This is a genomic window from Actinokineospora globicatena, assembly GCF_024171945.1.
In the GTDB taxonomy this organism is placed as follows: domain Bacteria; phylum Actinomycetota; class Actinomycetes; order Mycobacteriales; family Pseudonocardiaceae; genus Actinokineospora; species Actinokineospora globicatena.
Map to the genome: position 1 here is coordinate 997,572 of NZ_JAMTCR010000004.1, position 25,974 is coordinate 1,023,545.

At 71.5% G+C, this 25,974-nt stretch carries 22 protein-coding genes and 1 riboswitch; of the genes, 13 read left to right on the forward strand and 9 right to left on the reverse strand.

The window, feature by feature from the left end; translation table 11 throughout:
* Window positions 1-32: 32 nt before the first annotated feature.
* Genes cbiE through LV79_RS23375 form a run of 4 tightly spaced genes read left to right on the forward strand, consistent with a single transcriptional unit; the run spans window position 33 to window position 5,111 of the window.
* Window positions 33-1,229 carry a precorrin-6y C5,15-methyltransferase (decarboxylating) subunit CbiE gene (cbiE, locus tag LV79_RS23360; protein ID WP_253840303.1) on the forward strand — a complete coding sequence of 399 codons (1,197 nt, stop codon included), beginning with the start codon at window positions 33-35 and terminating at the stop codon, window positions 1,227-1,229.
* Window positions 1,226-1,969 carry a precorrin-4 C(11)-methyltransferase gene (gene cobM / locus LV79_RS23365; protein ID WP_253840304.1) on the forward strand — a complete coding sequence of 248 codons (744 nt, stop codon included), beginning with the start codon at window positions 1,226-1,228 and terminating at the stop codon, window positions 1,967-1,969. Before cbiE ends, cobM begins: the two co-directional genes overlap by 4 nt.
* Window positions 1,966-2,682: a cobalt-precorrin-6A reductase gene (locus LV79_RS23370; protein ID WP_253840305.1), complete on the forward strand. Its 717-nt coding sequence runs from the start codon at window positions 1,966-1,968 to the stop codon at window positions 2,680-2,682. Before cobM ends, LV79_RS23370 begins: the two co-directional genes overlap by 4 nt.
* Entirely contained in the window at window positions 2,679-5,111 is a 2,433-nt protein-coding gene (locus tag LV79_RS23375) for a DEAD/DEAH box helicase (protein ID WP_253840306.1), read from the forward strand. The genes LV79_RS23370 and LV79_RS23375 overlap by 4 nt, the downstream gene beginning before the upstream one ends.
* A gap of 648 nt (window positions 5,112-5,759) precedes the next feature.
* Here the strand turns inward: LV79_RS23375 and LV79_RS23380 are convergent.
* From LV79_RS23380 to LV79_RS23390, 3 genes are read right to left on the reverse strand one after another with little or no spacing between them, the layout of a single operon-like run.
* Window positions 5,760-7,277 (reverse strand): precorrin-2 C(20)-methyltransferase, encoded by a 1,518-nt coding sequence (locus tag LV79_RS23380; RefSeq protein WP_253840307.1) that lies wholly within the window; start codon window positions 7,275-7,277, stop codon window positions 5,760-5,762.
* On the reverse strand, window positions 7,274-7,900 hold the full coding sequence (locus LV79_RS23385; protein ID WP_253840308.1) for a precorrin-8X methylmutase: 627 nt from the start codon (window positions 7,898-7,900) through the stop codon (window positions 7,274-7,276). The genes LV79_RS23380 and LV79_RS23385 overlap by 4 nt, the downstream gene beginning before the upstream one ends.
* Before the next feature lie 2 nt (window positions 7,901-7,902).
* On the reverse strand, window positions 7,903-9,057 hold the full coding sequence (locus tag LV79_RS23390) for a ferredoxin-like domain-containing protein (protein ID WP_253840309.1): 1,155 nt from the start codon (window positions 9,055-9,057) through the stop codon (window positions 7,903-7,905).
* 42 nt (window positions 9,058-9,099) lie between these two features.
* Window positions 9,100-9,216: riboswitch (cobalamin riboswitch) on the forward strand.
* A 49-nt stretch (window positions 9,217-9,265) separates the two neighbouring features.
* Here LV79_RS23390 and cobN point away from each other — a divergent pair.
* The 5 genes from cobN to LV79_RS34080 all read left to right on the forward strand — a co-directional run bounded on the left by cobN (window position 9,266) and on the right by LV79_RS34080 (window position 17,860).
* Window positions 9,266-12,853, forward strand: coding sequence for a cobaltochelatase subunit CobN (cobN, locus tag LV79_RS23395; RefSeq protein ID WP_253840310.1), 3,588 nt, complete (start codon window positions 9,266-9,268; stop codon window positions 12,851-12,853).
* An 844-nt stretch (window positions 12,854-13,697) separates the two neighbouring features.
* Window positions 13,698-14,201 (forward strand): hemerythrin domain-containing protein, encoded by a 504-nt coding sequence (locus LV79_RS23400; RefSeq protein ID WP_253840311.1) that lies wholly within the window; start codon window positions 13,698-13,700, stop codon window positions 14,199-14,201.
* A 29-nt stretch (window positions 14,202-14,230) separates the two neighbouring features.
* Complete coding sequence (locus tag LV79_RS23405) at window positions 14,231-14,770, forward strand: DoxX family protein (protein ID WP_253840312.1); 540 nt, start codon at window positions 14,231-14,233, stop codon at window positions 14,768-14,770.
* A gap of 74 nt (window positions 14,771-14,844) precedes the next feature.
* The gene (locus tag LV79_RS23410; protein ID WP_372495408.1) at window positions 14,845-17,418 is read left to right on the forward strand and encodes a bifunctional FO biosynthesis protein CofGH; all 2,574 of its coding nucleotides are present in this window, start codon (window positions 14,845-14,847) and stop codon (window positions 17,416-17,418) included.
* 310 nt (window positions 17,419-17,728) lie between these two features.
* Window positions 17,729-17,860 carry a hypothetical protein gene (locus tag LV79_RS34080; protein ID WP_285469908.1) on the forward strand — a complete coding sequence of 44 codons (132 nt, stop codon included), beginning with the start codon at window positions 17,729-17,731 and terminating at the stop codon, window positions 17,858-17,860.
* On the opposite strand, the gene LV79_RS23415 is transcribed toward LV79_RS34080, so the two are convergent.
* Window positions 17,857-18,759: an ROK family protein gene (locus LV79_RS23415; RefSeq protein WP_253840313.1), complete on the reverse strand. Its 903-nt coding sequence runs from the start codon at window positions 18,757-18,759 to the stop codon at window positions 17,857-17,859. The genes LV79_RS34080 and LV79_RS23415 overlap by 4 nt on opposite strands.
* Window positions 18,760-18,940: 181 nt before the next feature.
* Here LV79_RS23415 and LV79_RS23420 point away from each other — a divergent pair, with 181 nt between their 5' ends.
* Window positions 18,941-19,723: a DeoR/GlpR family DNA-binding transcription regulator gene (locus tag LV79_RS23420; protein ID WP_253840314.1), complete on the forward strand. Its 783-nt coding sequence runs from the start codon at window positions 18,941-18,943 to the stop codon at window positions 19,721-19,723.
* On the opposite strand, the gene LV79_RS23425 is transcribed toward LV79_RS23420, so the two are convergent.
* On the reverse strand, window positions 19,720-20,163 hold the full coding sequence (locus tag LV79_RS23425) for a MarR family winged helix-turn-helix transcriptional regulator (protein WP_253840315.1): 444 nt from the start codon (window positions 20,161-20,163) through the stop codon (window positions 19,720-19,722). The genes LV79_RS23420 and LV79_RS23425 overlap by 4 nt on opposite strands.
* A 110-nt stretch (window positions 20,164-20,273) precedes the next feature.
* On the opposite strand from LV79_RS23425, the gene LV79_RS23430 reads away from it, so the two are divergent.
* Both LV79_RS23430 and LV79_RS23435 read left to right on the forward strand, forming a co-directional pair.
* A complete protein-coding gene (locus tag LV79_RS23430; protein ID WP_253840316.1) occupies window positions 20,274-20,777 on the forward strand; it encodes a VOC family protein in 504 nt (167 codons plus the stop codon).
* The gene (locus LV79_RS23435; protein WP_253840317.1) at window positions 20,774-21,556 is read left to right on the forward strand and encodes a pirin family protein; all 783 of its coding nucleotides are present in this window, start codon (window positions 20,774-20,776) and stop codon (window positions 21,554-21,556) included. Before LV79_RS23430 ends, LV79_RS23435 begins: the two co-directional genes overlap by 4 nt.
* 80 nt (window positions 21,557-21,636) lie before the next feature.
* Here LV79_RS23435 and LV79_RS23440 read toward each other — a convergent pair whose 3' ends face one another.
* The 4 genes from LV79_RS23440 to LV79_RS23455 are packed head-to-tail and all read right to left on the reverse strand — an operon-like array spanning window position 21,637 to window position 24,823.
* Window positions 21,637-21,822, reverse strand: coding sequence for a hypothetical protein (locus LV79_RS23440; RefSeq protein WP_253840318.1), 186 nt, complete (start codon window positions 21,820-21,822; stop codon window positions 21,637-21,639).
* Window positions 21,819-22,874 (reverse strand): acyl-CoA dehydrogenase family protein, encoded by a 1,056-nt coding sequence (locus LV79_RS23445; RefSeq protein ID WP_253840319.1) that lies wholly within the window; start codon window positions 22,872-22,874, stop codon window positions 21,819-21,821. The genes LV79_RS23440 and LV79_RS23445 overlap by 4 nt, the downstream gene beginning before the upstream one ends.
* Complete coding sequence (locus LV79_RS23450; RefSeq protein WP_253840320.1) at window positions 22,871-24,043, reverse strand: acyl-CoA dehydrogenase family protein; 1,173 nt, start codon at window positions 24,041-24,043, stop codon at window positions 22,871-22,873. Before LV79_RS23450 ends, LV79_RS23445 begins: the two co-directional genes overlap by 4 nt.
* A gap of 27 nt (window positions 24,044-24,070) precedes the next feature.
* Entirely contained in the window at window positions 24,071-24,823 is a 753-nt protein-coding gene (locus tag LV79_RS23455; RefSeq protein WP_253840321.1) for an SDR family oxidoreductase, read from the reverse strand.
* A 161-nt stretch (window positions 24,824-24,984) separates the two neighbouring features.
* Here LV79_RS23455 and nudC point away from each other — a divergent pair, with 161 nt between their 5' ends.
* Entirely contained in the window at window positions 24,985-25,854 is an 870-nt protein-coding gene (nudC, locus tag LV79_RS23460; protein WP_253840322.1) for an NAD(+) diphosphatase, read from the forward strand.
* Window positions 25,855-25,974: the final 120 nt, after the last annotated feature.

Sequence of the window (25,974 nt, forward strand, 5' to 3'; positions counted from 1 at the left end):
AACCGGCACGGGGCGGGATCGGGCGAGGGCGGGTGGGCGGGATCGGCGTGCTGAGCGTGGTCGGGATCGGGGCGGACGGGCTGGTCGGGTTGGCGCCCGCCGCTCGGGCCGAGCTCGACCGCGCGCAGGTCGTCATCGGTGCGGCCCGGCAGCTGGCGTTGCTCCCCGAGGAGGTCACGGCCGAACGCGTTGCGTGGCCGTCGCCCTTGGTGCCCGCGATCCCCGGGTTGCTCGACCGCTACCGCGACCGCGTGCTGTGCGTGCTGGCCAGCGGTGACCCGATGTTCCACGGCATCGGCACGACGTTGAGCAGGTACACCGAGGTCCGCGTGTGGCCGCACCCGTCGTCGGTGTCGCTGGCGTGCGCGCGCCTGGGCTGGGCGGTCGAAGAGGTCGCCGTGGTCAGCGCCGTTGCGAAACCGGTCGAGCGGTTGCACGCCGTGCTGCACCCGGGACGCCGCGTGCTCGTGCTCAGCGCCAATGGCTCGACACCTGCCGCCGTTGTCGCACTGCTGCGCGACCGGGGCTTCGGTGCGAGCGCGGTGACCGTGTTGCAGGAGCTGGGCGGACCGGGGGAGCGGATCGGCACCGATCTCGACGGGGTGTCGCCGCTGAACGTCGTCGCCGTCGACTGCGTCGCCGACCCGGGCGCCCGGCGGCTGCCGCGCGTGCCCGGCTTGCCGGACGACGTCTACGAGCACGACGGCCAGATCACCAAGCGCGAGGTCAGGGCGGTGACGGTGTCGTCACTCGCGCCGGAGCCGGGTCAGCTGCTGTGGGACGTGGGGGCCGGGTCGGGCAGCGTCGGCATCGAGTGGGCGCGGACCCACCCGGCCTGCCGGGTGATCGCGGTGGAGCCGCGCGACGACCGGGCCGACCGGGTCGCCCGCAACGCCTCCGCGCTCGGCGTGCCGGGCCTGGTCCTGGTCCGGGGGGCCGCTCCGGCGGCGCTCGACGGGCTGGAGCCGCCGGACGCGGTGTTCGTCGGCGGCGGTGTGACGGCCGAGGGCGTGCTGTCTGCGTGCTGGGCCGCGCTCCGGCCGGGCGGGCGGATCGTGGTCAACGCCGTGACGCTGGAGTCCGAGGTGCTCGTCGCGCGCTGGCACGGCGAGGTCGGTGGGACGCTGACCCGGCTGTCGGTGGGGCGGGCGGCACCGGTGGGCGGGTTCACCGGGTGGCGGCAGGCCATGCCCGTGACGCAATGGGTCGCCGTGAAGGAGCAAGCATGACGGTGCACTTCATCGGTGCCGGGCCGGGTGCCGCTGATCTCATCACCGTGCGCGGGCGGGACATCATCGCGTCGTCGCCGGTGTGTTTGTACGCCGGTGCGCTGGTGCCCGAGGAATTGCTCTCCGTGTGCCCGCCGGGCGCACGGAAGGTGGACACCGCGAACCTCACCCTGGACGAGATCGTCGCCGAACTCATCGACGCGCACGCCGCCGGGCACGACGTGGCCCGGCTGCACTCCGGTGACCCGTCGGTCTTCAGCGCCATGGCCGAGCAGATGCGCAGGCTCGACGCCGCGGGCGTGCCCTACGACGTCACCCCGGGCGTGCCCGCTTTCGCCGCTGCCGCAGCGTCTTTGCGGCAGGAGTTGACCGTGCCCGCGGTGGGCCAGACCGTGGTGCTGACCAGGACCTCAGCTCGGGCGACACCGATGCCGCCGGGGGAGGACCTCGACACACTCGGCCAGTCCCGCGCCACGATGGTGCTGCACTTGGCCGTCCAGCGCGTCAACGAGGTCGTGGCCGAACTCATCCCCAACTACGGCGCGGGATGTCCGGCGGCGGTGGTCGCCTATGCGTCCCGGGCGGACGAGGTCGTGCTGCGGGGAACGTTGTCCGACATCGCCGCGCAGGTGCACGCCGCCGGGATCAAGAGAACCGCGGTGATCATCGTCGGGCGGGTGCTCGACCCCGGCGGGTTCTGCGAGAGCCACCTCTACTCAGCGGAGCGGGACCGCCCGTGAAGGTCCTGGTCCTGGGCGGAACCGGGGAGGCACGCGCGCTCGCGGCCGCCCTGGAAGCCTGCCAGGACCACACCGTGGTGTCCTCTTTGGCCGGACGGGTCCGCGACCCCCGGTTGCCGGTCGGCGAGGTGCGGGTCGGCGGGTTCGGTGGACCGGCGAAGTTGGCCGAATGGCTTGTGGCGCAACAGGTCGACGCGGTCGTGGACGCCACGCACCCGTTCGCCGAACGGATCAGCTCGTCCGCCGCGCACGCTGCTCAGCTCACTGGTCTTCCGCTGCTCATGTTGCGCCGTCCCGGGTGGGCTCCGCGGCCTGGGTGGCATTGGGTGGATTCGCTGGACCAGGCCTGTGCGGTCGCGGAAGGTCTGGGGGAGCGGATCTTTCTGACCACTGGCAGGCAAGGGCTCGCCGCGTTCGCCGGGTCATCCCGGTGGTTCCTCGTGCGGTGCGTCGACCCGCCGGATCCGCCGATGCCCGCGCGCTCCGAGGTTCTGCTGGATCGTGGTCCGTACACAGTGGACGGTGAGCTGGACTTGTTGCGGTCTCACCGCATCGACGTTCTGGTCACAAAGGACAGTGGTGGACCGCTCACGGCGGCGAAGCTGGACGCGGCGGCCGAGTCGGGGACCGCGGTGGTGGTCGTGCGCAGGCCGGTGCCACCCGACGTCGCCGTGGTCGAGACCGTCGAGCAGGTCATGGCCTGGCTGCGGTGATCCCCGGCCTCGACCGCTGCGCGGCCACCGTCGAGTCGGCCGACCTGGTCGCCTTCCACGGCGACGCGCTGCCGGACGGGCTTGACCTGGGTGAACTGGTGCTGGCGGGCCGCCGGGTCGCCGCGGTGCGGGTGCCGATCGCCGACGCCGTGCCGGTGCTCGCCAAGGCCCGCCGAGACCCCCGCTGCCACAGCACCGCCGCGTTCTGGGGCGCCGTTGTCGTCGTCGCGTTGCGGCAGGTCGCCCGCGGCGCGCTGGTCCAGGACGACCGCGACCGCTTGGCGCAGTTGGCCGACCGGATGCCCGACGGCGCGCACGTCACCACCTGCGACCCGCTGGCCGTGGTCCGGATGTTCGTCGAGGCCATCGCCGGGCCGCCGCCGGAGGACGTGCTGCGCCTGCCCGCGGGCCTGCGGCTCTCACTGCGACTGGACACGGACGGGAGCTGCGTCCCCCAGGTTCACTCCGCCGGTGTCGTGGTGGACGCGGCCGAGGTCGCGGAGCGCGGTGACGAGGCGGCGCGGACGGCGCTGACCGACGCGCTGCACCGCGCCGCGCGCCGGTGGCCGCCGCTGGGCAGGCTCCTCACCCAGGACGTCCCGGACCGCCTCGCGCTCACCGAGGCCGAGGTGGGCGACCTGCTGGTCAACGCGACCCGCATCGGCGTCGACGTGCACTGGCCCCGGCACATGGTGGCCGAGCTGAGCAGGCGCGCGGTCATCGGCCGCACCGAGTCCGCCTACGGGATGGCCACGGCCGAGTGGGAACTCGTCCTGGACGGGACCCCGCTGACCCGGGCCGAGGTCGAGCGGCTCGCGGCCACCCACGCCCAGGCGGTGCGGCTGCGCGATCAGTGGGTGCTGCTCGACGGGGCCGTCACGCCGCGTGCGATTCGGCCGCTCACCGTCGCCGAGGCGCTGGCGGCGTCGATCACCGGGAACACCGAGGTCGACGGCCGCGAGGTGCCAGTGGTGGCGACCGGGTGGCTCGACGAGCTGCGCGCCCGGGTCGAGGCGCCGGACGAGGAGGTGGTCGAGCAGCCGGACGGTCTTGTCGGGGTCTTGCGGGACTACCAGCTGCGCGGGTTGCGGTGGCTTGCGCGGATGACCCGACTGGGGCTCGGGGCTTGTCTGGCTGACGATATGGGGCTGGGTAAGACAATCACGGTGATCGCGCTGCACCTGCACCGGTCCACTGTGGAGCCTACACTGGTGGTGTGCCCGGCTTCGCTGATGGGGAACTGGGCGCGCGAGATCGCCCGGTTCGCGCCGGGGATTCAGGTGACTCGGTATCACGGGCAGTCCAGGACACTTGCTGCTAAAGGGATTGTGCTGACGACTTATGCCGTGCTGCGCCGTGATGCCGCGCGATTGGCCGGGCAGTCGTGGGGGCTGGTCATCGCGGATGAGGCGCAGCACGTGAAGAACCCGGATTCGGCTACTGCCAAGGCTTTGCGCACTGTGCCGGGTCAGGCTCGGGTGGCGTTGACCGGTACTCCTGTGGAGAACACGTTGACCGACCTGTGGGCGTTGCTGGACTGGACCACGCCGGGGCTGCTTGGGTCACGTGCGTCGTTCCGGGTCCGATGGGCTGAGCCGGTGGCGGCTGATCCTGAGGTGGCGGCTGTGTTCGCTCGCCTGATCCGCCCATTCCTGTTGCGGCGCCGCAAATCTGACCCGGGCATCGTGCCCGAACTGCCACCGAAGACGGAGACTGACCACCCGGTGCCGTTGACCCGGGAACAGGCCGGTCTGTACACGGCGGCCGTCCGCTCGGCCATGGTGGAGATCCGGGGCGCCGAAGGCATGGCGCGCCGCGGCCACGTGCTGCGGCTGTTGACGTCGCTGAAGCAGATCTGCAACCACCCGGCCCAGTACCTGCGTGAACGCGACGGCCGACTGACCGCGCGCTCCGGCAAACTCACCCTGCTTGACGAACTGCTCGACACGATCCTGGCCGAGGACTCGTCGGTCCTGGTGTTCACCCAGTACGTCTCCATGGCCCGCCTCCTGGAACGCCACCTGCACGACCGCAAGATCCCCAGCGGCTTCCTGCACGGCGCAACCCCCGTCCCCCAACGAGAACGCCTAGTCGACCACTTCACCACCGGCGCTTTCGGCGTGTTCCTGCTGTCACTCAAAGCCGCCGGAACCGGCCTCAACCTCACCCGCGCCGACCACGTCATCCACTACGACCGCTGGTGGAACCCCGCGGTAGAAGACCAAGCCACCGACCGCGCCTACCGCATCGGCCAAACCCGCCCAGTCCAAGTCCACCGCCTCATAGCCGAAGGCACAGTAGAACACCGCATCGCCGAGCTCCTCCGCACCAAACGCCACCTGGCCGACTCAATCCTCACCCCCACCGACACCGCCCTGACCGAACTATCCGACACAGACCTAACCACCCTCATAGAACTCCGCCGCTAAACCCTCACGCTCCCTTACAACGGGCGACGTCCCCACCCACTTTGCTGCCTCACGCTCCACCAAGTCCCCACGCCCAGTCCCAACCCTCCCGCCACGACTGGCGAAGACCCCACGATGTTGGCCCCCAAGCACCCGCCAACACCGTCGGCCCCGACACGCCCGCCAAACGACGTTGGCCTCCCCGCGCTCCACGAGGGCGCTGGTGTCAGGCCGGCTCGATGGGGTGGACTTGTTTTGTGTGGGGGAGGACCACCCGTAGCGTCGTCAGGGGCAGGGGAGGGCCGCTCTGTGGCCCCCTGCTTTTAGCCCTTCCCAGGGTGGTCCCGGGGCCCCGCACAAAATGAGTTCACCCCATCGAGCTTCGCTCGAAACTCGCGCCTCACTGCAATGCCGAAGGCGAGCCGTCTACCGCAGCGCAGCGGAGGCCCGAGACCCGGACTTCCCCCAGCTCAACGCACTGCCGCCCACGGCCGCCAAGATCAACCCGCCCCAAAGACCCCCGAATACACAGCCTACCCAAGGGGACGCAAGGCAGGAGAGGCTGAAAGTTGACCCTGTGGACAACTCAACCCCATGTGGACAGCCAAAGCCCCTGTAGACACCCAACCTCCCCTGCGAACACCCAGCCCCCTGAGGACACCAAACCCATCACCCCAGCGACCCCGGATATGTCCGAGGCGTGAACACCACATCCGACCCGTCCGCCCTCCGAAGGTGCCGCGTCTGCGACGACCCCACCAGCAGCAAACACCGCATATCCACCGTCGAAGGATCAAGCTCCCCCAACGGGACCACCCGAACCGACTCCTCCGGCCCACCCACGTCCCGCCCGATCACCACAGGCGTAGCCGGGCTGCGGTACTGCAGCAAAAGATCCCGCGCCTCAGCCAACTGCCAAGTCCGGGTCTTCGAAGCCGGGTTATAGATCGCGATGACCAAGTCAGCAGCAGCCACCGCAGCAAGACGACCAGTGATGACCTGCCAAGGCTTAAGCCGGTCGGACAACGAGATCACGCAGAAGTCGTGGCCCAGAGGGGCGCCGACGCGGCTGGCTACGGCTTGGGCGGCGGTGAGGCCGGGGAGGACGCGGACCGGGACGTCCTGCCACTGGGGGTCGGTGGCGACTTCCAGGACCGCGGTGGCCATGGCGAAGACGCCTGGGTCGCCGGAGGAGATGACGGCTACTCGGCGGCCGCGTTTGGCCAGGTCCAAGGCAAAAGCGGCGCGTTCGGCCTCGACTTGGTTGTCGGAGGCGTGGCGTTGTTGGCGCGGGTTGACCGGGACGCGGGCGAGGTAGGTCTTGTAGCCGACCAGGTCGTCGGCCAGGGATAGGGCTTCCTGCGCTTCGGGGGTCAACCACGGGCGACCGGCCGGGCCGGTGCCGACCACGACGACCTCGCCCGGAGCCGGGATGGCCGAGGTGGCCGGTCGTGTGGAGCTGACGCCGTCGTTGACCGGGCTGGGTAGCAGTGCCAGGGAGAAGTACGGGACGCTCTCGGGGTCCACTTCGGACAATGGGAGGCTCCGGCCCTCGGACCACGTGGCCCGCTCTACATAGAGGGCTCGGTCTAGCTTGCCTGCCTGCTCGAACGCGTCCCGCACCTTGCCGAATGTGCGACCCAGCTTCAACACCGCCGCCGAGTCAGTCCGTGCCAAGTGTTCCGCTAGGGCCTCACCAGGCAGCGTTCCCGGTAGGACAGTCAGGACCTCTTCGCCCTCTACCAGCGGTCGACCCAAGACCGCAGCGGCAGCGCTAACTGAGGTGATACCCGGGACGACCTCGGTTGGATACCGGTCACTCAAGCGCTTGTGCATGTGCATGTAAGAGCCGTAGAACAGCGGATCGCCCTCGGCCAAGACGACGACGTCGCGACCGGCGTCCAAGTGGGCGGCCAACCTGGTGGCGGCGTGCTCGTAGAACTCCGCCATCGCGCCCGCGTAACCGCCGGGGTGGTCCGTTGTCTCTACCGTCAACGGGTAGACCAACTGCTCCTCGATCTGCCCCTCGCGCAAGTACGGCTCCGCGACCCCACGCGCGATAGACCTACCGTGCCGAGCGCTGTGGTACGCGATCACGTCGGCCGCGCCGATCAGTCGAGCCGCCTTGACCGTGACTAGATCCGGGTCGCCGGGGCCGAGCCCGACGCCATAGAGGGTGCCAGTCACTCTGCCTCACTCGCGATCGCGTTGATGGCGGCCACGGCCATGGCGCTACCGCCACGTCGACCGCGAACAACCAGGTACGGGATACCGCCGCCGTGCGCGGCTAGAGCGTCCTTCGACTCAGCGGCGCCGATGAACCCAACGGGCAGGCCCAGGATCGCGGCCGGGCGACCCGCGCCCGCGTCGATCATGTCGAGCAGGTGGAACAACGCGGTCGGCGCGTTGCCGATCGCCACCACCGACCCCGCCAACCGGTCCCGCCACAGCTCCAACGCCGCCGCACTGCGCGTGTTGCCCAGGTCCGCGGCCAGCGCGGGCACACCGGGCTCGGTCAACGTGCAGACGATCTCGTTGTCCGCCGGGAGCCGCTTGCGGGTGATCCCGGACGCCACCATGTGCGCGTCGCACAGCACCGGCGCGCCCGCCAGCAGCGCCGCCCGAGCCGAGGCGACCACGTCGGGGGAGTAGGCGACGTCGTCGACCAGGTCGACCATGCCGCACGCGTGGATCATCCGCACCACCACGCGGGCCACGTCCTCGGGTAACCCGGCCAGGTTGGCCTCACTGCGGATGGTCGCGAACGAGCGGCGGTAGATCTCCGCGCCGTCCCTGATGTAGTCGGTCACCGTTAGTCCTGCCTTCCTTGGGCGACCGCCTCGGCCACCCGCTCGCCGGGGATCGCCCGGCCGTCGACGAGGTAGCCGTCCGTTGTGGCCACCACGTCGAGCACGTCTCCCGCGGGGCGTCCACACCGGCGCCCACACCCCGCCCAGTGCACGGCCCGACCCGGAACCGACACGGCCAGCGCCGCCGCCCGGACGTCGGCCAGCGCCTTGTGGCAGTGCGGCCGCCCCGCGCACGAGGTCACCCCGATGCCCGGCGCCGACGGGTCGGTGATCAACCCGAGTTCCGGCAGGTCACCGCGCACGACGACACCCCGCCACGGCGTGATCACCACATCGCCGAGCGCCCGCGCCTGCTCCGCCGTCAACCGCCCCAGCGGCACCGCCGCCCCGACACCGAGACCGCCGTCAGCGAACACGACCGGTCCGATCGGCCCACCGGTGGGTGGTGTGCCCGGCGTCACCCGCTCAGTTGGCGAGACCGTCACCGGGATGCGCGCCTCGAACGGCTGACCTTGGGCTTCCTGGTCGACGAGCGCGGCCACGATGACGCTCGTGTCCGGCAGTTCGGCGATCCGCCACTGCTCGTCCCGGACCCGCAGGAACGCCTTCGCGCAGGCGACCATCGCCGGGACGACCTGGTCAACCGCCAGCCGGATGCCGTGGTCGACGCCGCCGATCAGCAAGGCTGCGCGGTCGCCGACCGGCAGGGCCGCGAGGTCCGCGCGCGACCACGCCACGTCACCGGCACCGCTGTCCAGGGCGAACAGGAACCGCCCCGGCAGGGCCGCCAGCTCACTCTCCGCGCACACCGCCGTGTCCAGCTCGGCCACCAGGTCACCGGGCCCCAACGGGGACGCCATGATGTTGCGCACTTTCTCGTGGGTCCGCGACGGCAGCAGCCCGATCGCCGCCAGTTCCGCGCCCAGGTCCAGCTCGGCGCCCTCGGCCAGCCCGCGCAGCTGCAGGTTCGCCCGCGACGTCAGCTCCAGGGCGCCATCACCCAGGTCGACGGCCAGATCCGCCAGCCGGTGCAGCTGCTCGGCGCGCAGTCGGCCACCGGGGACCCGGACCCGCGCCAGCCCGCCGTCGGCCGCGCGGTGCACGTCAAGCGCACCGGGACAGGCGTCTGCGCCCGTTCGGCGCTGGGAGGGAGGCACCAGGCGAATATAGGGTGAGTCCGAAGCAGCGATGGCATGCGGAGGAAGCCGGTGCGAATCCGGCGCGGTCCCGCCACTGTCACCGGGGAGCAGAGCCTGAACACGCCACGGCGCCCGCCGGAAGGCCAGGTCGAGCCGCGATCCGGGAGCCAGGACACTCCGGCCGTCGCCACCCACGACCCGGGGCGCGGACCCCAGGAAGGGCCTCATGATCCTGCTCTTGTCGACCTCGGACACCGACCTGCTCTCCGCGCGCGCCAGCGGCGCCGAGTACCGGCTGGCCAACCCGGCCCGGCTGCACCTCGACGACCTGCCGGGCCTGCTGGAGGGCGCCGACATCGTCGTCGTCCGGCTCCTGGGTGGTCGACGGGCGTGGGAGGAAGGCCTGGACTCGCTGCTCGCGGGGCCGCGACCGGTCGTCGTCCTCGGGGGTGAGCAGGTGCCGGACGCGGAGCTGATGGAGCTGTCCACGGTCCCCGGCGGCGTCGTCGCCGAGGCCCACCGCTACCTCGCGTACGGCGGCGCGGACAACCTGCGTGAGCTTGTTCACTTCCTGTCCGACACGATCCTGCTCACCGGCACCGGGTTCGCCGCGCCGGTCGAGCTGGCGCCGTGGGGGCACCTGGAGCGCGAGGCCCGCCGCACCGAGGGCCCGCGCGTCGGTGTCCTCTACTACCGCGCGCACCACCTGGCCGGGAACACCGCGTTCATCGCCGCGCTCGCTGACGCTGTCGAGGACGCCGGAGCGGTAGCTGTACCGGTGTATTGCGCGTCGCTGCGGACCGCGCCGCAGGAGCTGTTGTCGGTCCTCGGCACGCTCGACGCTCTTATCGTCACCGTACTCGCCGCCGGTGGCACCCTGCCTGCCGCCGCTAGCGCTGGCGGCGACGACGGCGCGTGGGACGTGGGCGCGCTCGCCGACCTGGACATCCCGATCCTGCAGGGCCTCGCGCTGACCTCCGACCGCGCGAGCTGGCTGGAGAGCGACGACGGTCTGTCCCCGTTGGACACCGCGACGCAGGTAGCGGTACCGGAGTTCGACGGCAGGCTCATCACCGTGCCGTTCTCGTTCAAGGAGCAGGACCGCGACGGGCTATCGGTGTACGTGCCGGACCCCGAGCGGGCCGCCAGGGTCGCCGGGATCGCGGTCAAGCACGCGGTGCTGCGCCACACCCCGCCCGCGGAACGCAAGATCGCGCTGATGCTGTCCGCGTACCCGACGAAGCACTCGCGCATCGGCAACGCTGTCGGACTCGACTCGCCCGTTAGCGCTATCCGTCTGCTGAACGCGCTCCGCGACGCGGGCTACGACCTCGGCGCGGAGGACTCGCTGCCAGGTCTGGCCAACGGCGACGGTGACGCTCTTATCCACGCACTCATCGAGGCTGGCGGGCAGGACCCGAACTGGCTCACCGAGAAGCAGCTGACCGGCAACCCGGTGCGCATCTCCGCCGCCGAGTACCGCGCCTACTTCGACACGCTGCCCGAGGACCTGCGCTCCGCCATGGAGGAGCACTGGGGCCCGGCGCCGGGCGAGCTGTTCGTCGACCGCTCCGCCGACCCCGAGGGCGAGATCGTCCTCGCCGCGCTGCGGGCCGGGAACGTGGTGCTGATCGTCCAGCCGCCGCGCGGGTTCGGCGAGAACCCGGTCGCGATCTACCACGACCCCGACCTCCCGCCCAGCCACCACTACCTCGCCGCGTACCGGTGGATCGCGACCACCTTCGGCGCGCACGCCATGGTCCACCTCGGCAAGCACGGCAACCTGGAGTGGCTGCCCGGCAAGAACCTCGGGCTCTCCGCGTCCTGCGGCCCCGACGCCGCGCTGGGCGACCTGCCGCTGGTGTACCCGTTCCTGGTCAACGACCCCGGCGAGGGCACGCAGGCCAAGCGGCGCGCGCACGCCACCCTGGTCGACCACCTGGTTCCGCCGATGGCCCGCGCCGAGAGCTACGGCGACATCGCCCGGCTCGAGCAGCTGCTCGACGAGCACTCCAACATCGCCGCGATGGACCCGGCGAAGCTGCCCGCGATCCGCGCCCAGATCTGGACGCTGATCCAGGCCGCGAAGCTCGACCACGACCTCGGCCTCGACGACCGCCCGCACGACGTGGAGTTCGACGACTTCCTGCTGCACGTCGACGGCTGGCTGTGCGAGATCAAGGACGTCCAGATCCGCGACGGCCTGCACACCCTCGGCGACGCCCCCGTCGGCGCCGCGCGGGTCAACCTGGTCAACTCGATGCTGCGCGCCCGGCAGATGTGGGGCGGGCAGGCGGCCGCGTTGCCCGGCCTGCGCGAGGCGCTGGGACTGGCCGAGGACGGTTCGGAGAGTCGAACCCGGGTCGACGAGATCGACGCGATCGCGTTGTCGCTGGTCCAGGCGATGGAGGACGCGGGCTGGGGCGACGCGCGGCAGGTCAGCGCGGACGTGCTCGGCTCGGAGAACCCGGCCGTGGTGGCGGTGCTGACCTTCGCCGCCGAGGAGATCGTGCCCCGGTTGGCGCGGACCACCGACGAGCTCGGCAACGTCCTGCACGCGCTCGACGGCGGCTACGTGCCCGCCGGGCCGAGCGGGTCACCGTTGCGCGGCTTGGTGAACGTCCTGCCGACCGGCCGCAACTTCTACTCGGTCGACCCGAAGGCGATCCCGTCGCGGCTGGCGTGGGAGACGGGTTCGGCGATGGCCGAGTCGCTGCTTGCCCGGTACCGCAAGGACACGGGGGAGTGGCCGCGCTCGGTCGGGCTGTCGGTGTGGGGAACGTCCGCGATGCGCACCTCCGGCGATGACATCGCGGAAGTGTTGGCACTGCTGGGAGTTCGCCCGGTGTGGGACGAGGCGTCCCGGCGCGTCAGCTCCCTGGAGGCCATCCCGCTGACCGAACTGGGCCGCCCGCGCATCGACGTGACGGTCCGGATCTCGGGCTTCTTCCGCGACGCCTTCCCGCACGTCATCTACATGCTCGACGACGCCGTGCGCCTGGTGGCGGACCTCGACGAGTCCGATGAGGACAACTACGTCCGCGCCCACGTGCTGGCCGATGCCGACGCTGACGACCGGACCGCGACCACCCGCATCTTCGGCTCCAAGCCCGGCGCGTACGGCGCGGGCCTGCTCCCGCTGATCGACAGCCACAACTGGCGCGACGACTCCGACCTCGCCGAGGTCTACGCCGTCTGGGGCGGCTTCGCCTACGGCCGCGACCTCGACGGCGTCGCCGCCCGCCCGGCCATGGAAGCGGCCTACCGCCGCATCAACGTAGCCGCCAAGAACGTCGACTCCCGCGAACACGACATCGCCGACTCCGACGACTACTTCCAGTACCACGGCGGCATGATCGCCACCGTCCGCGCCTTGACCGGCCGCGCTCCCGCCGCGTACATCGGGGACAGCACTCGACCGGAAGCCGTCCGCACGCGGACGCTGTCGGAGGAGACGAACCGCGTCTTCCGGTCTCGGGTCGTGAACCCGCGCTGGATCGAGGCAATGCGGCGACACGGGTACAAGGGCGCGTTCGAACTCGCGGCTACTGTGGACTATCTGTTCGGCTATGACGCCACTACGGGCGTTGTGGCTGACTGGATGTACGACAAACTGGCGCAAACGTATGCGCTGGACCCGGAGAACCGGAAGTTCCTGACGGAGTCCAACCCGTGGGCACTGCACGGCATCGCGGAACGGCTGCTGGAGGCGGCCGAACGCAAGATGTGGGCGGAGCCGGACCCGGAGACATTGGCGGCGCTGCGGGAGTTGTACTTGCAGGTTGAGGGGGATATTGAGGCTGGGTCGGAGTAGGTGGCCTGAGGGTGGTGGGCTGGTTTGGTGGCCCACCACCTGGTTGTCCACATGGGTCCTGGTTGTCCACAGGGTCGACTTTCAGCCTCTCTGCTCGGCGCGCCCCCTCGGTAGGCTGTGTATTCGGGGGTCTTTGGGGCGGGTTGATCTTGGTGGCCGTGGTTGGGTGGCGTTGAGCTGCGGAAGTCCGGGTTTCGGGCCTTCGCTGCGCTGCGGTAGACGGCTCGCCTGCGGCATCGGACAGGCGCGAGAAATGCGACGAGCTCGATGGGGCGAACTTGTTTTGCGCGGGGCCCCGAGACCACCCGTGGCAGGACCGCAAAGCAGGGGCCGAAAAGCATGGCCCTGTCCGCGCAACGACGCTACGGGTGGTCCTCCCCCACACAAAACAAGTCCGCCCCATCGAGCAGTTGGCACCAGCGCCGTGGTGGAGCGCGGGGCGGCCAACGTTGTCAGCTGGGCGTTGGCGGGCCAACGTCGTCGGCGGGTGTCTCGGGGGCCAACGTTGTCGGCGGGCTCCTAGGGGCAAGGCGGTTGGGGTTGGTGGGGCGTGGGTGGCTATGCGGCCGGGCCTGGTGGGGTGCGGGGCGGGGGAGTGGCTGGGGTGGTGGGGCGCGGGGCGGCTTGGTGAAGGAAGTGAGTGGGGCGAAGGTGCTAGAGGGGGCCTAGAGGGCGAAGGAACCGGGAGGTGAGGGGCCTGGGAGAAGGGGGCTCTGGTGGTAGTCGCCTGATGGGGTGGTGTGTGGGGTGGTGGGGGTGGGGGCGGTCCTACCGTGGCCGAGAGGGTTGATCCCCGGCGGGGAGGGGTATTGACCGGGTGGACGGAGAGGGTGGGAGGTGCGGCGTGGCCGGAGACGTGATCGAGTTGATCCTGGCTGATCACCGGCGGTTCGAGGACTTGTTCCGGGTGTTGCGGGACAACTCGGCGGATCGGCTGGGGGCGTTGCGGGAGCTGGCGGAGTTGCTGGTGGCGCACGCGGAGGCCGAGGAGGGGGAGGTCTACCCGGCGTTGCGGCGGTTCCAGGACATCGATGACCACGAGGTCGAGCACGGGGCCGAGGAGCACGCCGAGGGCCACCAGGCGCTGTTGGCGTTGATGGAGGTCGGCGACCCCGAGTCCGAGGCGTGGGACGAGAAGCTCGAAGAGCTGGTCAAGGCTATCAACCACCACCTCGACGAGGAAGAGCGGACCATCCTCAACGACGCGCGGGACGCTGTGCCCGAGCAGCGGCGCCGGGAGTTGGGGGAGATCTTCGTCAAGGCGCGCGCCGCGCGGGTGTCGGCCGGGTGCGGGGACATCTCGCACGTGCGCGACCTGGTGGAGCAGACCAAGCACCGAGTGGACTGAGCGGTCCACCGAGGAGAGGGACGAGACCGATGATCCTGCGCAGGCTGGCTCGACCGATGCTCGCCGCGATCTTCATCAGCGGGGGGATCAACGCGCTGCGTGCCCCCGAGGCGCACGCCGAGGCCGCGAAACCGCTGCTCGCCAAGGCGGGCGGCAAGCTCCCCGCCCAGGTGCCCACCGACCCGGTGACGCTGGTGCGCATCGACGGGGCCGTCAAGGTCGCCGCCGGGGTGGCGCTGGCGCTGGGCAAGGTGCCGCGCCTGGCCGCGCTGCTGCTCTCGGCCAGCGTGGTGCCGACCACGGTCGCCGCGCACCCGTTCTGGGAGGAGAAGGACCCGGCCGAGCGCAAGCAGCAGCTGGTGCACTTCCTCAAGAACGTCGGGCTGCTCGGCGGCCTGCTGCTGGCCTCGGCCGACACGCACGGCAAGCCGTCGGTCGCGTGGCGGGCCAAGCGGGCCACCCACGACCTCGGCGACTGGATCTCCGACACCAGCGGCACCGTCGGCAGCGCCGTCGCGAACGCCCCCGGGAAGGCCAAGAAGGCCGTCGCGGGAGTGCTGCCCGGCTGAGTCCGGAATCACCAGGGCCGGTTTTTCGTCCATAACGGTGGATAGGTTGGACGAAGCCACTCCCTGGAGGTGTCGTGACCCTGCCCGTGCCCACCGACTCCGCGCTCCGCCGCGCCCTGCGCCGGGCCCGCGATGGCGTCGCGGTGGACCAGACCGAAGCCGAGATCCTGCTGCACGCCAGGGGTGATCAGCTGGCCGACCTGTTCGCCACCGCCTCGCGGGTGCGCGACGCGGGGCTGGCCGAGGTGGGCAGGGCCGGGATCATCACCTACTCGCGCAAGGTCTTCATCCCGCTCACCCGGCTCTGCCGTGACCGGTGTCACTACTGCACCTTCGCGACGGTCCCGGGTCGACTCCCGGCGCCGTTCCTGAGCCCGGACGAGGTCTTGGAGATCGCCAGGCAGGGCGCGGCCATGGGCTGCAAGGAGGCGCTGTTCACCCTGGGCGACCGCCCGGAGGACCGGTGGACGGCGGCGGCGGAGTGGCTGGAGGCCGCCGGGTACCCCGACACCCTGTCCTACGTGCGCGCGATGGCCATCCGGGTGCTGGAGGAGACCGGCCTGCTGCCGCACCTCAACCCGGGCGTGCTCGGCTGGACCGACTTCCAGCGGCTCAAGCCGGTCGCCCCGTCGATGGGCATGATGCTGGAGACCACGTCCGAGCGGCTGTGGTCGGAGAAGGGCGGCCCGCACTACGGCTCGCCCGACAAGGAGCCCGCCGTGCGGCTGCGGGTGCTGGAGGAGGCGGGCCGCTCGGCGGTGCCGTTCACCACCGGCGTGCTCATCGGCATCGGTGAGACGCTGGCCGACCGGGTCGAGTCGCTGTTCGCCATCCGCCAGGTCGCCCGCCGCTACGGCGGGATCCAGGAAGTGATCATCCAGAACTTCCGGGCCAAGCCGGACACCGCGATGCGCGGCATGCCCGACGCCGAGGCCGAGGAACTGGCCGCCACCGTCGCCGTCGCCCGGGTCGTGCTCGGCCCCAAGGCGCGCATCCAGGCACCGCCCAACCTCATCGGCGGCGAGTTCGAACTGCTGCTGCGCGCGGGCATCGACGACTGGGGTGGCGTGTCGCCGCTGACGCCCGACCACGTCAACCCGGAACGCCCCTGGCCGCAGATCGACACCCTCGCCGAGCGCACCGCCGCCGCCGGGTTCCGGCTCGCCGAGCGGCTGACCATCTACCCCGAGTACCTCAAGCGCGGCGAACCCTGGCTGGACCCGCGGCTGGCCGCGCACGTATCCGCCCTCGCCGACCCGGACACCGGGCTGGCCGTCGAGGGTGCGCCGCTGGTCGGCAGGCCGTGGCAGGAACCGGAGGTCGCGCTGGTCGACTCCGGTCGCACCGACCTGCACGCCACGATCGACACGACCGGCCGCACAGCCGACCGCCGCGACGACTTCGACTCCGTCTACGGCGATTGGGAGTCGTTGCGCGAGCAGGTCGTGCACGCGGACCGCGTCGTCGGTGCTGGGGGAGCGGTGCGGCCTGAGTTCGCCACTGCCCTGCGCCACGCGGAGCGGAACCCGTCGGGGCTATCGGACGCGGACGCGTTGACGTTGTTGTCCGCAGGCCCTGGCGCGGAGATCGAGGCGTTGGCGGCGTTGGCGGACGCGCTGCGCAAGGAGGCCGTTGGTGACGATGTGACCTATGTGGTCACTCGCAACATCAACTTCACCAACGTCTGCTACACCGGGTGCCGGTTCTGCGCGTTCGCCCAGCGCCGCACCGACGCCGACGCGTACACCCTTTCCCTCGACCAGGTCGGCACCCGCGCGGAGCAGGCGTGGGCGGTGGGCGCGACCGAGGTGTGCATGCAGGGCGGGATCCACCCGGACCTGCCGGGCACCGCGTACTTCGACATCGCCGCCGAGGTGCGCAAGCGCGCGCCCGGGCTGCACGTCCACGCCTTCTCGCCGATGGAGGTCGTCAACGGCGCCACCAGGTCCAACCTGTCCATTTCGGACTGGTTGACCGCCGCCCGGGAGTCCGGTGTGGACTCTTTGCCCGGTACGGCGGCCGAGATCCTGGACGACGACGTGCGCTGGGTGCTCACGAAGGGCAAACTGCCGACCGCGGAGTGGATCGAGGTCGTGACGACCGCGCACCGGCTCGGCATCCCGACCACGTCGACGATGATGTACGGGCACGTCGACACGCCCGCGCACTGGGTGGCGCACCTGAAGCTGATCGGCGCGCTGCAAGACGAGACGGGCGGGTTCAGCGAGTTCGTGTTGCTGCCGTTCGTGCACACCAACGCGCCGCTGTACCTGGCCGGGATCGCGCGACCGGGGCCGACGCACCTGGAGAACCGGGCGGTGCACGCACTGGCCAGGATCCTGCTGCACGGCCGCGTCCACAACATCCAGACCAGCTGGGTCAAACTCGGCGACGAGGGCGTGGCCGACGTCCTGCGCGGCGGCGTCAACGACCTCGGCGGCACCCTGATGGAGGAAACCATCAGCCGCATGGCGGGAAGCGACAACGGCAGCTACAAGACCATCGCCGACCTCGAAGCCCTCGCCACCAAGGCAGGCCGCCCCGCCAAACAACGCACCACCACCTACGGCGAGGTCCCCACCGAACGCCGCGAAGCCGCCCTGGCCGCCGACGGCGTGTGGAAGCCCAACCTCCTGCCCCTGCTCTGACCCTGCGGGCGCTCTGTCCACAACCCCGCGAACCATCCACAGCCCAGGCTCGACCCACTTGACAAACCCACCGCTGCGCTAAGTTCAGAAATGGGACCCCGGACCCCGGGAGGGCGGGCCCCGGTCGCGGAGTTGATCTTGCCCAGCAACGGCTCCGCGGCGGGCTAGTCCACCCGGGTTCGCGCTGGGCGAACGGTGGTCATTGGGCCTTTCCTCGACCGGCTCGGCACCGAGGACCCCGACCGCGCGGTCGGGGTCGCCGCCTCGGGCACAGTCGCCTCGGACAGCCGCTTGCGCGGTACTCGGCTGTGTGACCGACCTGACCACCTGGCGCGGTCCGCTGGCCGACCGGTGGGACCGGATTCGGGACAACCCGCCTGAGTGGACGATCGGATATCGGGGGACCGCGCCGCTGGACGAGGGCGGCGCGGTCGGGGGTTAGAGCTTGTCGGCGGCTTGCCAGCCCAGGAGGGCGGCGCCCACGCGGCCTGCGTCTTGGCCTAGGGCTGCGCGGACGACGTCTGGGCGGCGTTGGAATTGGAGGCGGTTGAGGAGTTCCTCGCGCAGGGGGGCGATCAGGGCCTCGCCCGCTTCCGCGACGCCGCCGCCGATGACGATGACGGAGGGGCCGAACAGGGTCACTGCGGCCTGCAAGGCGGTGGCCAGGGCGTCCACGGCGTCGCGCCAGACGGCTCGGGCGTCGGGGTCGGTGGCGAGCAGGCCCGCCACTCCGGCGGCGTCGGTGATGGTGCGGCCGGTGCGTTCGGCGTAGCGGCGGGCGAAGGCGGGGGCGGCGGCCAGGGTCTCCAGGCAGCCGCGGGCCCCGCAGCCGCAGACGGCGCCGCCGGGGTCGACGATCAGGTGGCCGATCTCGCCCGCGTAGCCGGAGGCGCCCAGCATGGCGCCGTCGACCTGGACGGCGGCGGCGATACCGGTGCCGACCGGCAGGAACATGGCGTCCGCGGCGCCCTTGCCCGCGCCGACGGTGAACTCCGCGAGGCCGCCGGTGCGCACGTCGTGGCGGACCAGCAGCGGGACCGACGTCGCCGACTCCAGCTCGGCGCGCAGCGGCACGTCGTGCCAGCCCAGGTTGACCGCCGTGCGGACCAGGCCCAGCTCGTCGTCGACCACGCCCGGCACCGCGACCCCCGCGCCGACCACGTCGTGGCCCGCGCCGAGCCGGTTGACCAGCTCGGCGATCTGGCCGACGTCGGCCACCTCGCCCACCCGCCTGGTCGGCTCGCGCAGGGTCTCGACGGCGCGCAGGTCCCGGTCGACCAAGGCGGCCTTGATCGAGGTACCTCCGACGTCCACCGCGACCACGTGCTGGTCCGCTGCCATGCGCTTCCTTCCCTTGACGTCCGTCTTCCGGCGGCCGAGCGCTCGAATCTGCTCGGACGCGCACCGAATACTGCGTGATCAGTCAGCCGATGCCAAGCGTTTCGGTCGTTGAATGTGGGTTCACGGGGCGATACCTTGCAACGCCGCGAGTGAGCGCGGCCGAGCGCGGAGGTGGGTAGGGGTGGACCGGTACGAGCGGCTCAGCACGCTGCTGGACATGCTCGGGCAGCGCGGCAAGGTCGACGTCGACGACCTCGCCGACGAACTCGGGGTGAGCGCGGCCACCATCCGCCGTGACCTCGACCACCTCGCCGAGCAGCAGCTGCTCACCCGCACCCGCGGCGGCGCCGTGGCCAACAACGTCGCCTACGACCTGCCGCTGCGCTACAAGACCGCCCGGCACGCCTCCGAGAAGGAGCGCATCGGCAAGGCCGCCGCCGCGATGGTCGCCCGCGGCACCGTGGTCGGCCTCAACGGCGGCACCACGACCACCGAGATCGCCCGCGCGCTGGCCATCCGCCCCGACTTCAACCAGTCCGACGAACCGGCGCTGACCGTGGTCACCAACGCGCTCAACATCGCCAACGAGCTCGCGGTCCGCCCGCACGTCAAGATCGTGGTCACCGGCGGCGTCGCCCGACCGCAGTCCTTCGAGCTCAGCGGCCCGCTGGCCACCAGGATCCTCGACGAGATCACCCTGGACGTGGTGTTCCTCGGCGTGGACGCGGTCGACCCGGTGCACGGCGCCTACGCCCACCACGAGGGCGAGGCCAGCATCAACCGGCTGATGGCCGAGCGGGCCCGCCGCGTCATCGTCATCGCCGACAGCTCCAAGCTCGGCAGGCACGCCTTCGCCCAGATCTGCCCGGTCACCGCGATCCGCCTGCTGATCACCGACTCCGCCGCCCCCAGCGACGCCGTCGCCGCCTTCGAAGACGCGGGCGTAGAGGTTCACATCGTCTAGGTGTCCTGAGCGGCCGCGCGGACTTTGGCGAGCGCGGAACCGACGGCGGTGAGTTCGTCGGGGGCGAGGACGTCGACCACGAGTCTGCGCACCTCCAGGACGTGGTCGCGGGCGGCTGCCTCCAGTCGGGCGCGTCCCGGGTCGGTCAGTGCCGCGTGCACGCCGCGGCGGTCCTGGGGGCAGGGGGCCCGTGACACCAGGCCTGCGCGGACGAGGCGGTCCACGGTTTGGGTGACCCTGGCCCGCGAGTGGCTGACCTGGGTGGCGAGCTCGGACATGTGCAGGTGACCCTCGGACAGGTGCACCAGGATCTCGTACTCGGCCAGCGTCAGGCCGTGGGTGTCGCGCAGGTGCTTGTCGACGCGGGCCAGCAGCAGGCCCGCGCCCTCCACGAGCGCGCGCCAGTCCCGCTGCTGGGCGGCGTCCAACCAGGGCGTCACCGGCCCAGTCTAGGCAGGCCCGGCGCTCGTTGACATCGCAACTACATCGGGCTACAGTCGCAGTAGTTAATTCATTAACTAGTTGGTCGGGGAGAGGAAGGCGCAGGGCCATGGCACTGGACGAGGACCGCGTCGCCGAGTTGACCGCCGAGCGCGACCGGCTGCGCGCGGAACTGCTGCACGAGCGCGGTCAGCGCCCGCCGAGCAGCGCCCGCGGCATCCACCACACGGCGCTGATCTCCGGTGACGTGCGGCGGACGGTCGAGTTCTACCAGGGTGTCCTCGGGTTCCCGCTGACCGAGATGTTCGAGAACCGCGACTACCCGGGGTCGACCCACTTCTTCTTCGACGTGGGCAACGGCAACGCGGTCGCGTTCTTCGACCTGCCCGGCCTCGGTCTCGGCGAGTACGCCGAGGTCCTGGGCGGGCTGCACCACCTGGCGATCTCGATGGCGCCGGAGCAGTGGCAGGCGGCCAAGGCGCGGCTCGACGCCGCAGGCGTGGCCTACCTGGAGGAAAGCGGCACCTCGGTGTACTTCCGCGACCCCGACGGCGCCCGCGTCGAGCTCATCGCCGACCCGCTCGGCGAGATGTACGGGGAGGTTGTCGTATGAAGGGCACCAGCATGACCGGCGGCAGCGCGGTGGACATCCGGCGCGCCGGGGACCGGTTCAAGACCGACATCGGCTGGCTGGACTCCAAGCACTCGTTCTCCTTCGGCCACCACCAGGACCGGCGCAACACGCACTTCGGGTTGCTGCTGGTCAACAACGACGACGTGGTCACCCCGGGCACCGGGTTCGACACGCACCCGCACCGGGACATGGAGATCGTCACCTGGGTGCTGCGCGGCGCGCTGGTGCACCAGGACTCCGAGGGGCACAGCGGCATCATCTACCCGGGCCTGGCCCAGCGGATGAGCGCGGGCACCGGCATCCTGCACTCGGAGAAGAACGACTCCTGGCGGGTGTCCGGCGGGCCCAAGCACGCCGACCCGGTGCACTTCGTGCAGATGTGGGTGGTGCCGGACGAGTCGGGCAAGGCGCCCGGCTACGAGCAGTTGGAGATCGACAGCGAGCTGCTCGCGGGCGGTCTCGTGCCCGTCGCGTCCGGGATGCCCGAGCACGACGGCGCCTCGGCGATCCGCATCGGCCAGAAGCACGCCGCGCTCCACGCCGCCCGGATCGCCCCCGGTGGCACGGTCACGCTGCCGGACGCGCCGTTCGTGCACGTGTTCGTCCCGCAGGGCGCCGTGACCCTGGAGGGCTCCGGCCCGCTCGGCACCGGCGACGCCGCCCGCATCACCGCCTCCGGTGGTCAGCGCGTCACCGCCGGTCCGGAGGGCGCGGAGATCCTGGTGTGGGAGATGCACGCCACCGTCCGCCTGGGCTGACCAGCCGCACCCGACCCACATGCCTGAGGCCGCCACACGCGGTCGGTCAGGTGTGTGGGTCGGTCAGGCAGGTGGGTCGGTCAGACGCTGTCGGCGGGCTTCGGGGGAGTGGGGCGCCGGACGTAGAGGACACCCGCGTCCAGGTCGATCGGGCCGGTGGTCAGGTCCTCGACCCGCTCCAGCGCCGGGTCCTGGCCGTTGCCCGCGTCGTCTTGGCTCTCCTTGCGGAGCTTCTGGCTGCCGAACAGCTCGCCGAATGCGCTCATGGTGTCGACTGTAGGGGCAGGTCGACCAGCGGGGCGAGGGTCGCGCGGTGCCTGCCGGGCGTCCCGAGCGCGATCTCGTCGGCCTTGGCGCGCTTGAGGTACAGGTGCGCCGGGTGCTCCCAGGTCATGCCGATCCCGCCGTGCAGCTGGACGCACTCCTCGGCCGCGCGCACCGCGGCGGTCGAGCACAGCGACTTGGCCACCGACACCGCGATGTCCACGTCGACCCCGGTGGTCAGCGCGTCGGCGGCGTGCCGGGCGGCCGCGCGGGCCACCACCAGGCTCTGCCACAGGTCCGCGACCCGGTGCTTGAGCGCCTGGAACGAGCCGACCGGGCGGCCGAACTGGTGCCGCTCCTTGAGGTACGCGACCGTCGTGTCCAGGCACCACTGGGCGAGGCCGACCTGCTCCGACGCCAGGATCCCCGCACCAGCCACCAATGCCGCGCGCACCGCGTCGTCGCCGGGACCCGCCAGGGGAGTGGTCGGGGCGCCGGTGATGTCGACGTCGGCGATGGGCCGGGTCTGGTCGAGCGAGGTCACCGGCGTGACCACGGCGTCGCGCGCGTCGACCAGGTGCACCACGCCCGCGACCGGGACGACCAGCACATCAGCCGCCGCCGCGTCGGCGACGCTACGCACCAGCCCACGCCCGTCCGGCACCGACTCCCACGACGACAGCGGCACCACCAACGCGGCCGTCGTCTCACCCCGGGCGAGGCGACCGAGCAGCGCACGAGCGGCAGGGTCGTCGGCGAGGTGCGTCAGCACGGCCGTGGCCAGGACCGCGCTCCCGAGGAACGGCACCGGCGCCACCGACCGCCCCAACTCCTCGGCGACCACCGCCGTCTCCCGGTAACCCGCGCCCTGCCCACCCAACCCCTCCGACACGTGCAACGACGTGGCACCCATCCGCGCCAGCTCACCCCACAACGCTGTGTCGGCCCCGGACTCGATCCTTGCGAGCACGGTGGCGGGGGCGGCGCGGTCGCTGAGTAGGTCGGCGACGCTGGCTCGGAGGTCTTCTTCGATGTCGGTGTAGAGGAGGTTCATCGGGGGAGGTCCTTCCACGGGACGTCCTTGTCGACCCTTGGCTCGGTGGGGAGGCCCAGGACTCGCTCCGCGATGATGTTGCGCAGTACCTCGGAGGTGCCGCCCTCGATGGAGTTGCCCTTGGCGCGCAGGTACCGGTAGCCCGCGTCGCGGCCGGTGAAGTCGACCATGGCTGGGCGCCGTTGGGTCCAGTCGTCGTAGCGCAGGCCGTCCTCGGCGAGGAACTCCACCTCCAGCCCGGACAACGCTTGCGCCAGCCGCGCGAAACCGAGTTTCATCGCCGAACCCTCTGGGCCCGGTGAGCCGGCCGCGAGCTGTTGGCGCAACCGGATTCCCGCTAGCCGCAACGCTTCCGACTCGACCCACAGCTCCAGCAGCCGGTCGTGCGTCGCGGCCGTCCGGCGTTCCGGGTGTGCGCGCCAGGTGTCCGCGACGACGCCGACCATGCCGCCCTCGCGTGGCACCGGCCGACCGCCGATGGCCACCCGCTCGTTCATCAGGGTGGTCTGCGCGATCCGCCACCCCGCGCCGACCTCGCCGACGCGGTGCGCGTCCGGGATGCGGACGTCGGTCAGGAACACCTCGTTGAACTCGGCCTCACCGGTGATCTGCCGCAGTGGCCGCACGTCCACGCCCGGCGCGGTCATGTCGCACACGAAGTACGTGATCCCCGCGTGCTTGGGGACGTCCGGGTCGGTGCGGGCCACCAGGATCGCCCACCGAGCGTTGTGCGCGCTCGACGTCCACACCTTCTGCCCGGTCACCACCCAGTCGTCGCCGTCCCGCCGCGCCCGCGTGCCCAGCGCGGCGAGGTCCGAGCCCGCGCCGGGTTCGCTGAACAGCTGGCACCACACCTCTTCGCCGGTCCACAGTGGACGCAGGAAGCGCAGGCGCTGCTCATCTGTACCGTGCGCCAGGATCGTCGGGGCCGCCATGCCCAGCCCGATCCCGATGCGGCGCGGGCTGTTGTCCGGGGCACCCGCCGCGGCCAATGCCTGGTCCACCACCGGTTGCGCGTCCCTCGGCGCGGCCATCCCGCCCAGCCCCACCGGGAAGTGCACCCACGCCAGGCCCGCGTCGAACCGCGCCCGCAGGAACTCCAGCCGGTCGGTGGTCGCCGGGTCGTTCGCCGCCAGCAGCGCGGCCACCCGGTCCTGGATCTCGCTCACGATCGCTCCTCCCGTCCGCGACACGACTCAGTCCGCTGGTCCGCCGGAGACGTAGATGACCTGGCCGGTCACGAACCCCGCCTCCGCGCTGACCAGGAACGCCGCCGTGGCGGCCACGTCCTCCGGTTGCCCGATCCGGCCGACCGGGATCGCCGCCGCGACACCGGACTTGAAGTCCTCGAAGGACACACCGAGCCGGGCCGCCGTCGCCGCCGTCATGTCGGTCTCGATGAACCCCGGCGCGATCGCGTTCACCGTCACGCCGAACTTGCCCAGCTCGATCGCCAGCGTCTTGGTCAGGCCCTGCACCCCGGCCTTCGCCGTCGCGTAGTTCGCCTGGCCCCGGTTGCCCTGCGCGGAGGTGCTCGACAGGTTCACGATCCGGCCGTACCGCTGCTCGGTCTGGTGCCGCTGCACCGCCCGGCTCATCAGGAACGCGCCGCGCAGGTGCACGCCGATGACCGAGTCCCAGTCGTCGTCGGTCATCTTGAAGATCAGGTTGTCGCGCAGGACGCCCGCGTTGTTGACCAGCACCGTCGGCGGCCCGAGCTCGGCGGCCACCCTGGCCACGGCGGCCTCGACCTGCTCGGTGACCGCCACGTCCGCGCCGACCGCCAGCGCCGTGCCGCCCGCACCGGTGATCGCCGCGACCGTGCCCGCGCAGGCGTCCGCGTCGAGGTCGAGCACCGCCACCGCGAACCCGTCGCGCCCCAGCCGGGTGGCGATCGCCGCCCCGATCCCGCGCGCGGCCCCGGTCACGATCGCGATCCGCTGGGTCACAGAGTCCTCCACTGGTCGACGGCCCGGCGAACCGGAAGTTACTCCCGGGTCACGTGGGGTGTCCACCGCCGCGTCCGGGGCGCGCGGGCACGGCACAACCGTTCGCCCGTCGAGGCACCGCTGTGCCAGGGTGGGGGGAGACCCACCGATGGAGGCTCAGCGTGGAGAACTCTGTCCCGAACCCGCCGGTCGGCGTGCTGCCCTACAGCGGCATGGCCCTGGACCGGGCGGGCGCCCGCCGCACCGACGCGGCCTGGCTCGACACCCTGCGGCCGCACGGCCACGCGCTGGCGTTCTGGCGCGACCGCTGCCTGGTCCGCGACGGCCGACCCGTGCGCACCGCCGCCACCGACGACGCGGTGTTCCTCGGGCTCGACGGCGACACCGGCCTGTTCGCCCGCGACTTGTCCGAAATGGACGAAGAGGCCGCCCTCGCGGCCGCGGGGGCGGACACCGCCGCCGACATCCGCGGGCTGTTCGCGGACCTCGGTCCGGAGGACGCGACCCGGCTCGCCTACGCGCGCGGTCTGCTGCACTGGCGCCGCAACCAGCGGTTCTGCGGTGCCTGCGGGTCCGCCGCGGTCGACTCGCACGCCGGGCACGTCCGCAAGTGCTCCGGCTGCGGCAAACTCCTGTTCCCGCGCATCGAACCCGCGGTGATCGTCCTGGTCGAACACGAGGACCGCTGTCTGCTCGGCCGTCACCGCGGCGCCCGGGGTTTCTCGACCCTGGCGGGTTTCGTGGAGATCGGCGAGAGCCTGGAGGACGCCGTGCGGCGCGAGGTCGCCGAGGAGTCCGGCGTCGCCGTGGGCGCGGTGGAGTATCTGGCCTCCCAAGCTTGGCCGTTCCCATCCGGACTGATGCTCGGTTTCCGCGCTGAGGCGGTGTCCCCGGACATCGCCGTCGACCGCGACGAACTCGAGGAGGCCAGGTGGTTCACCAGGGCCGAGGTCGCCGCGCTCGGTGACCGCAGGCCGGACTCGGTGGAATCGTTCCTAGTGGACCGCTGGCTGGTCGGTCCCCAACACTGACAAGGCATCCCCGGTGACCGGGGTCACCCCTAGGGGGTGGGCCCCTGGTCAAGATCGGGGACGAATCCTGATTCGCCGCGCCCGCCGCGCTGACAGCCTTCTGCCCAACACAGCAGCAGG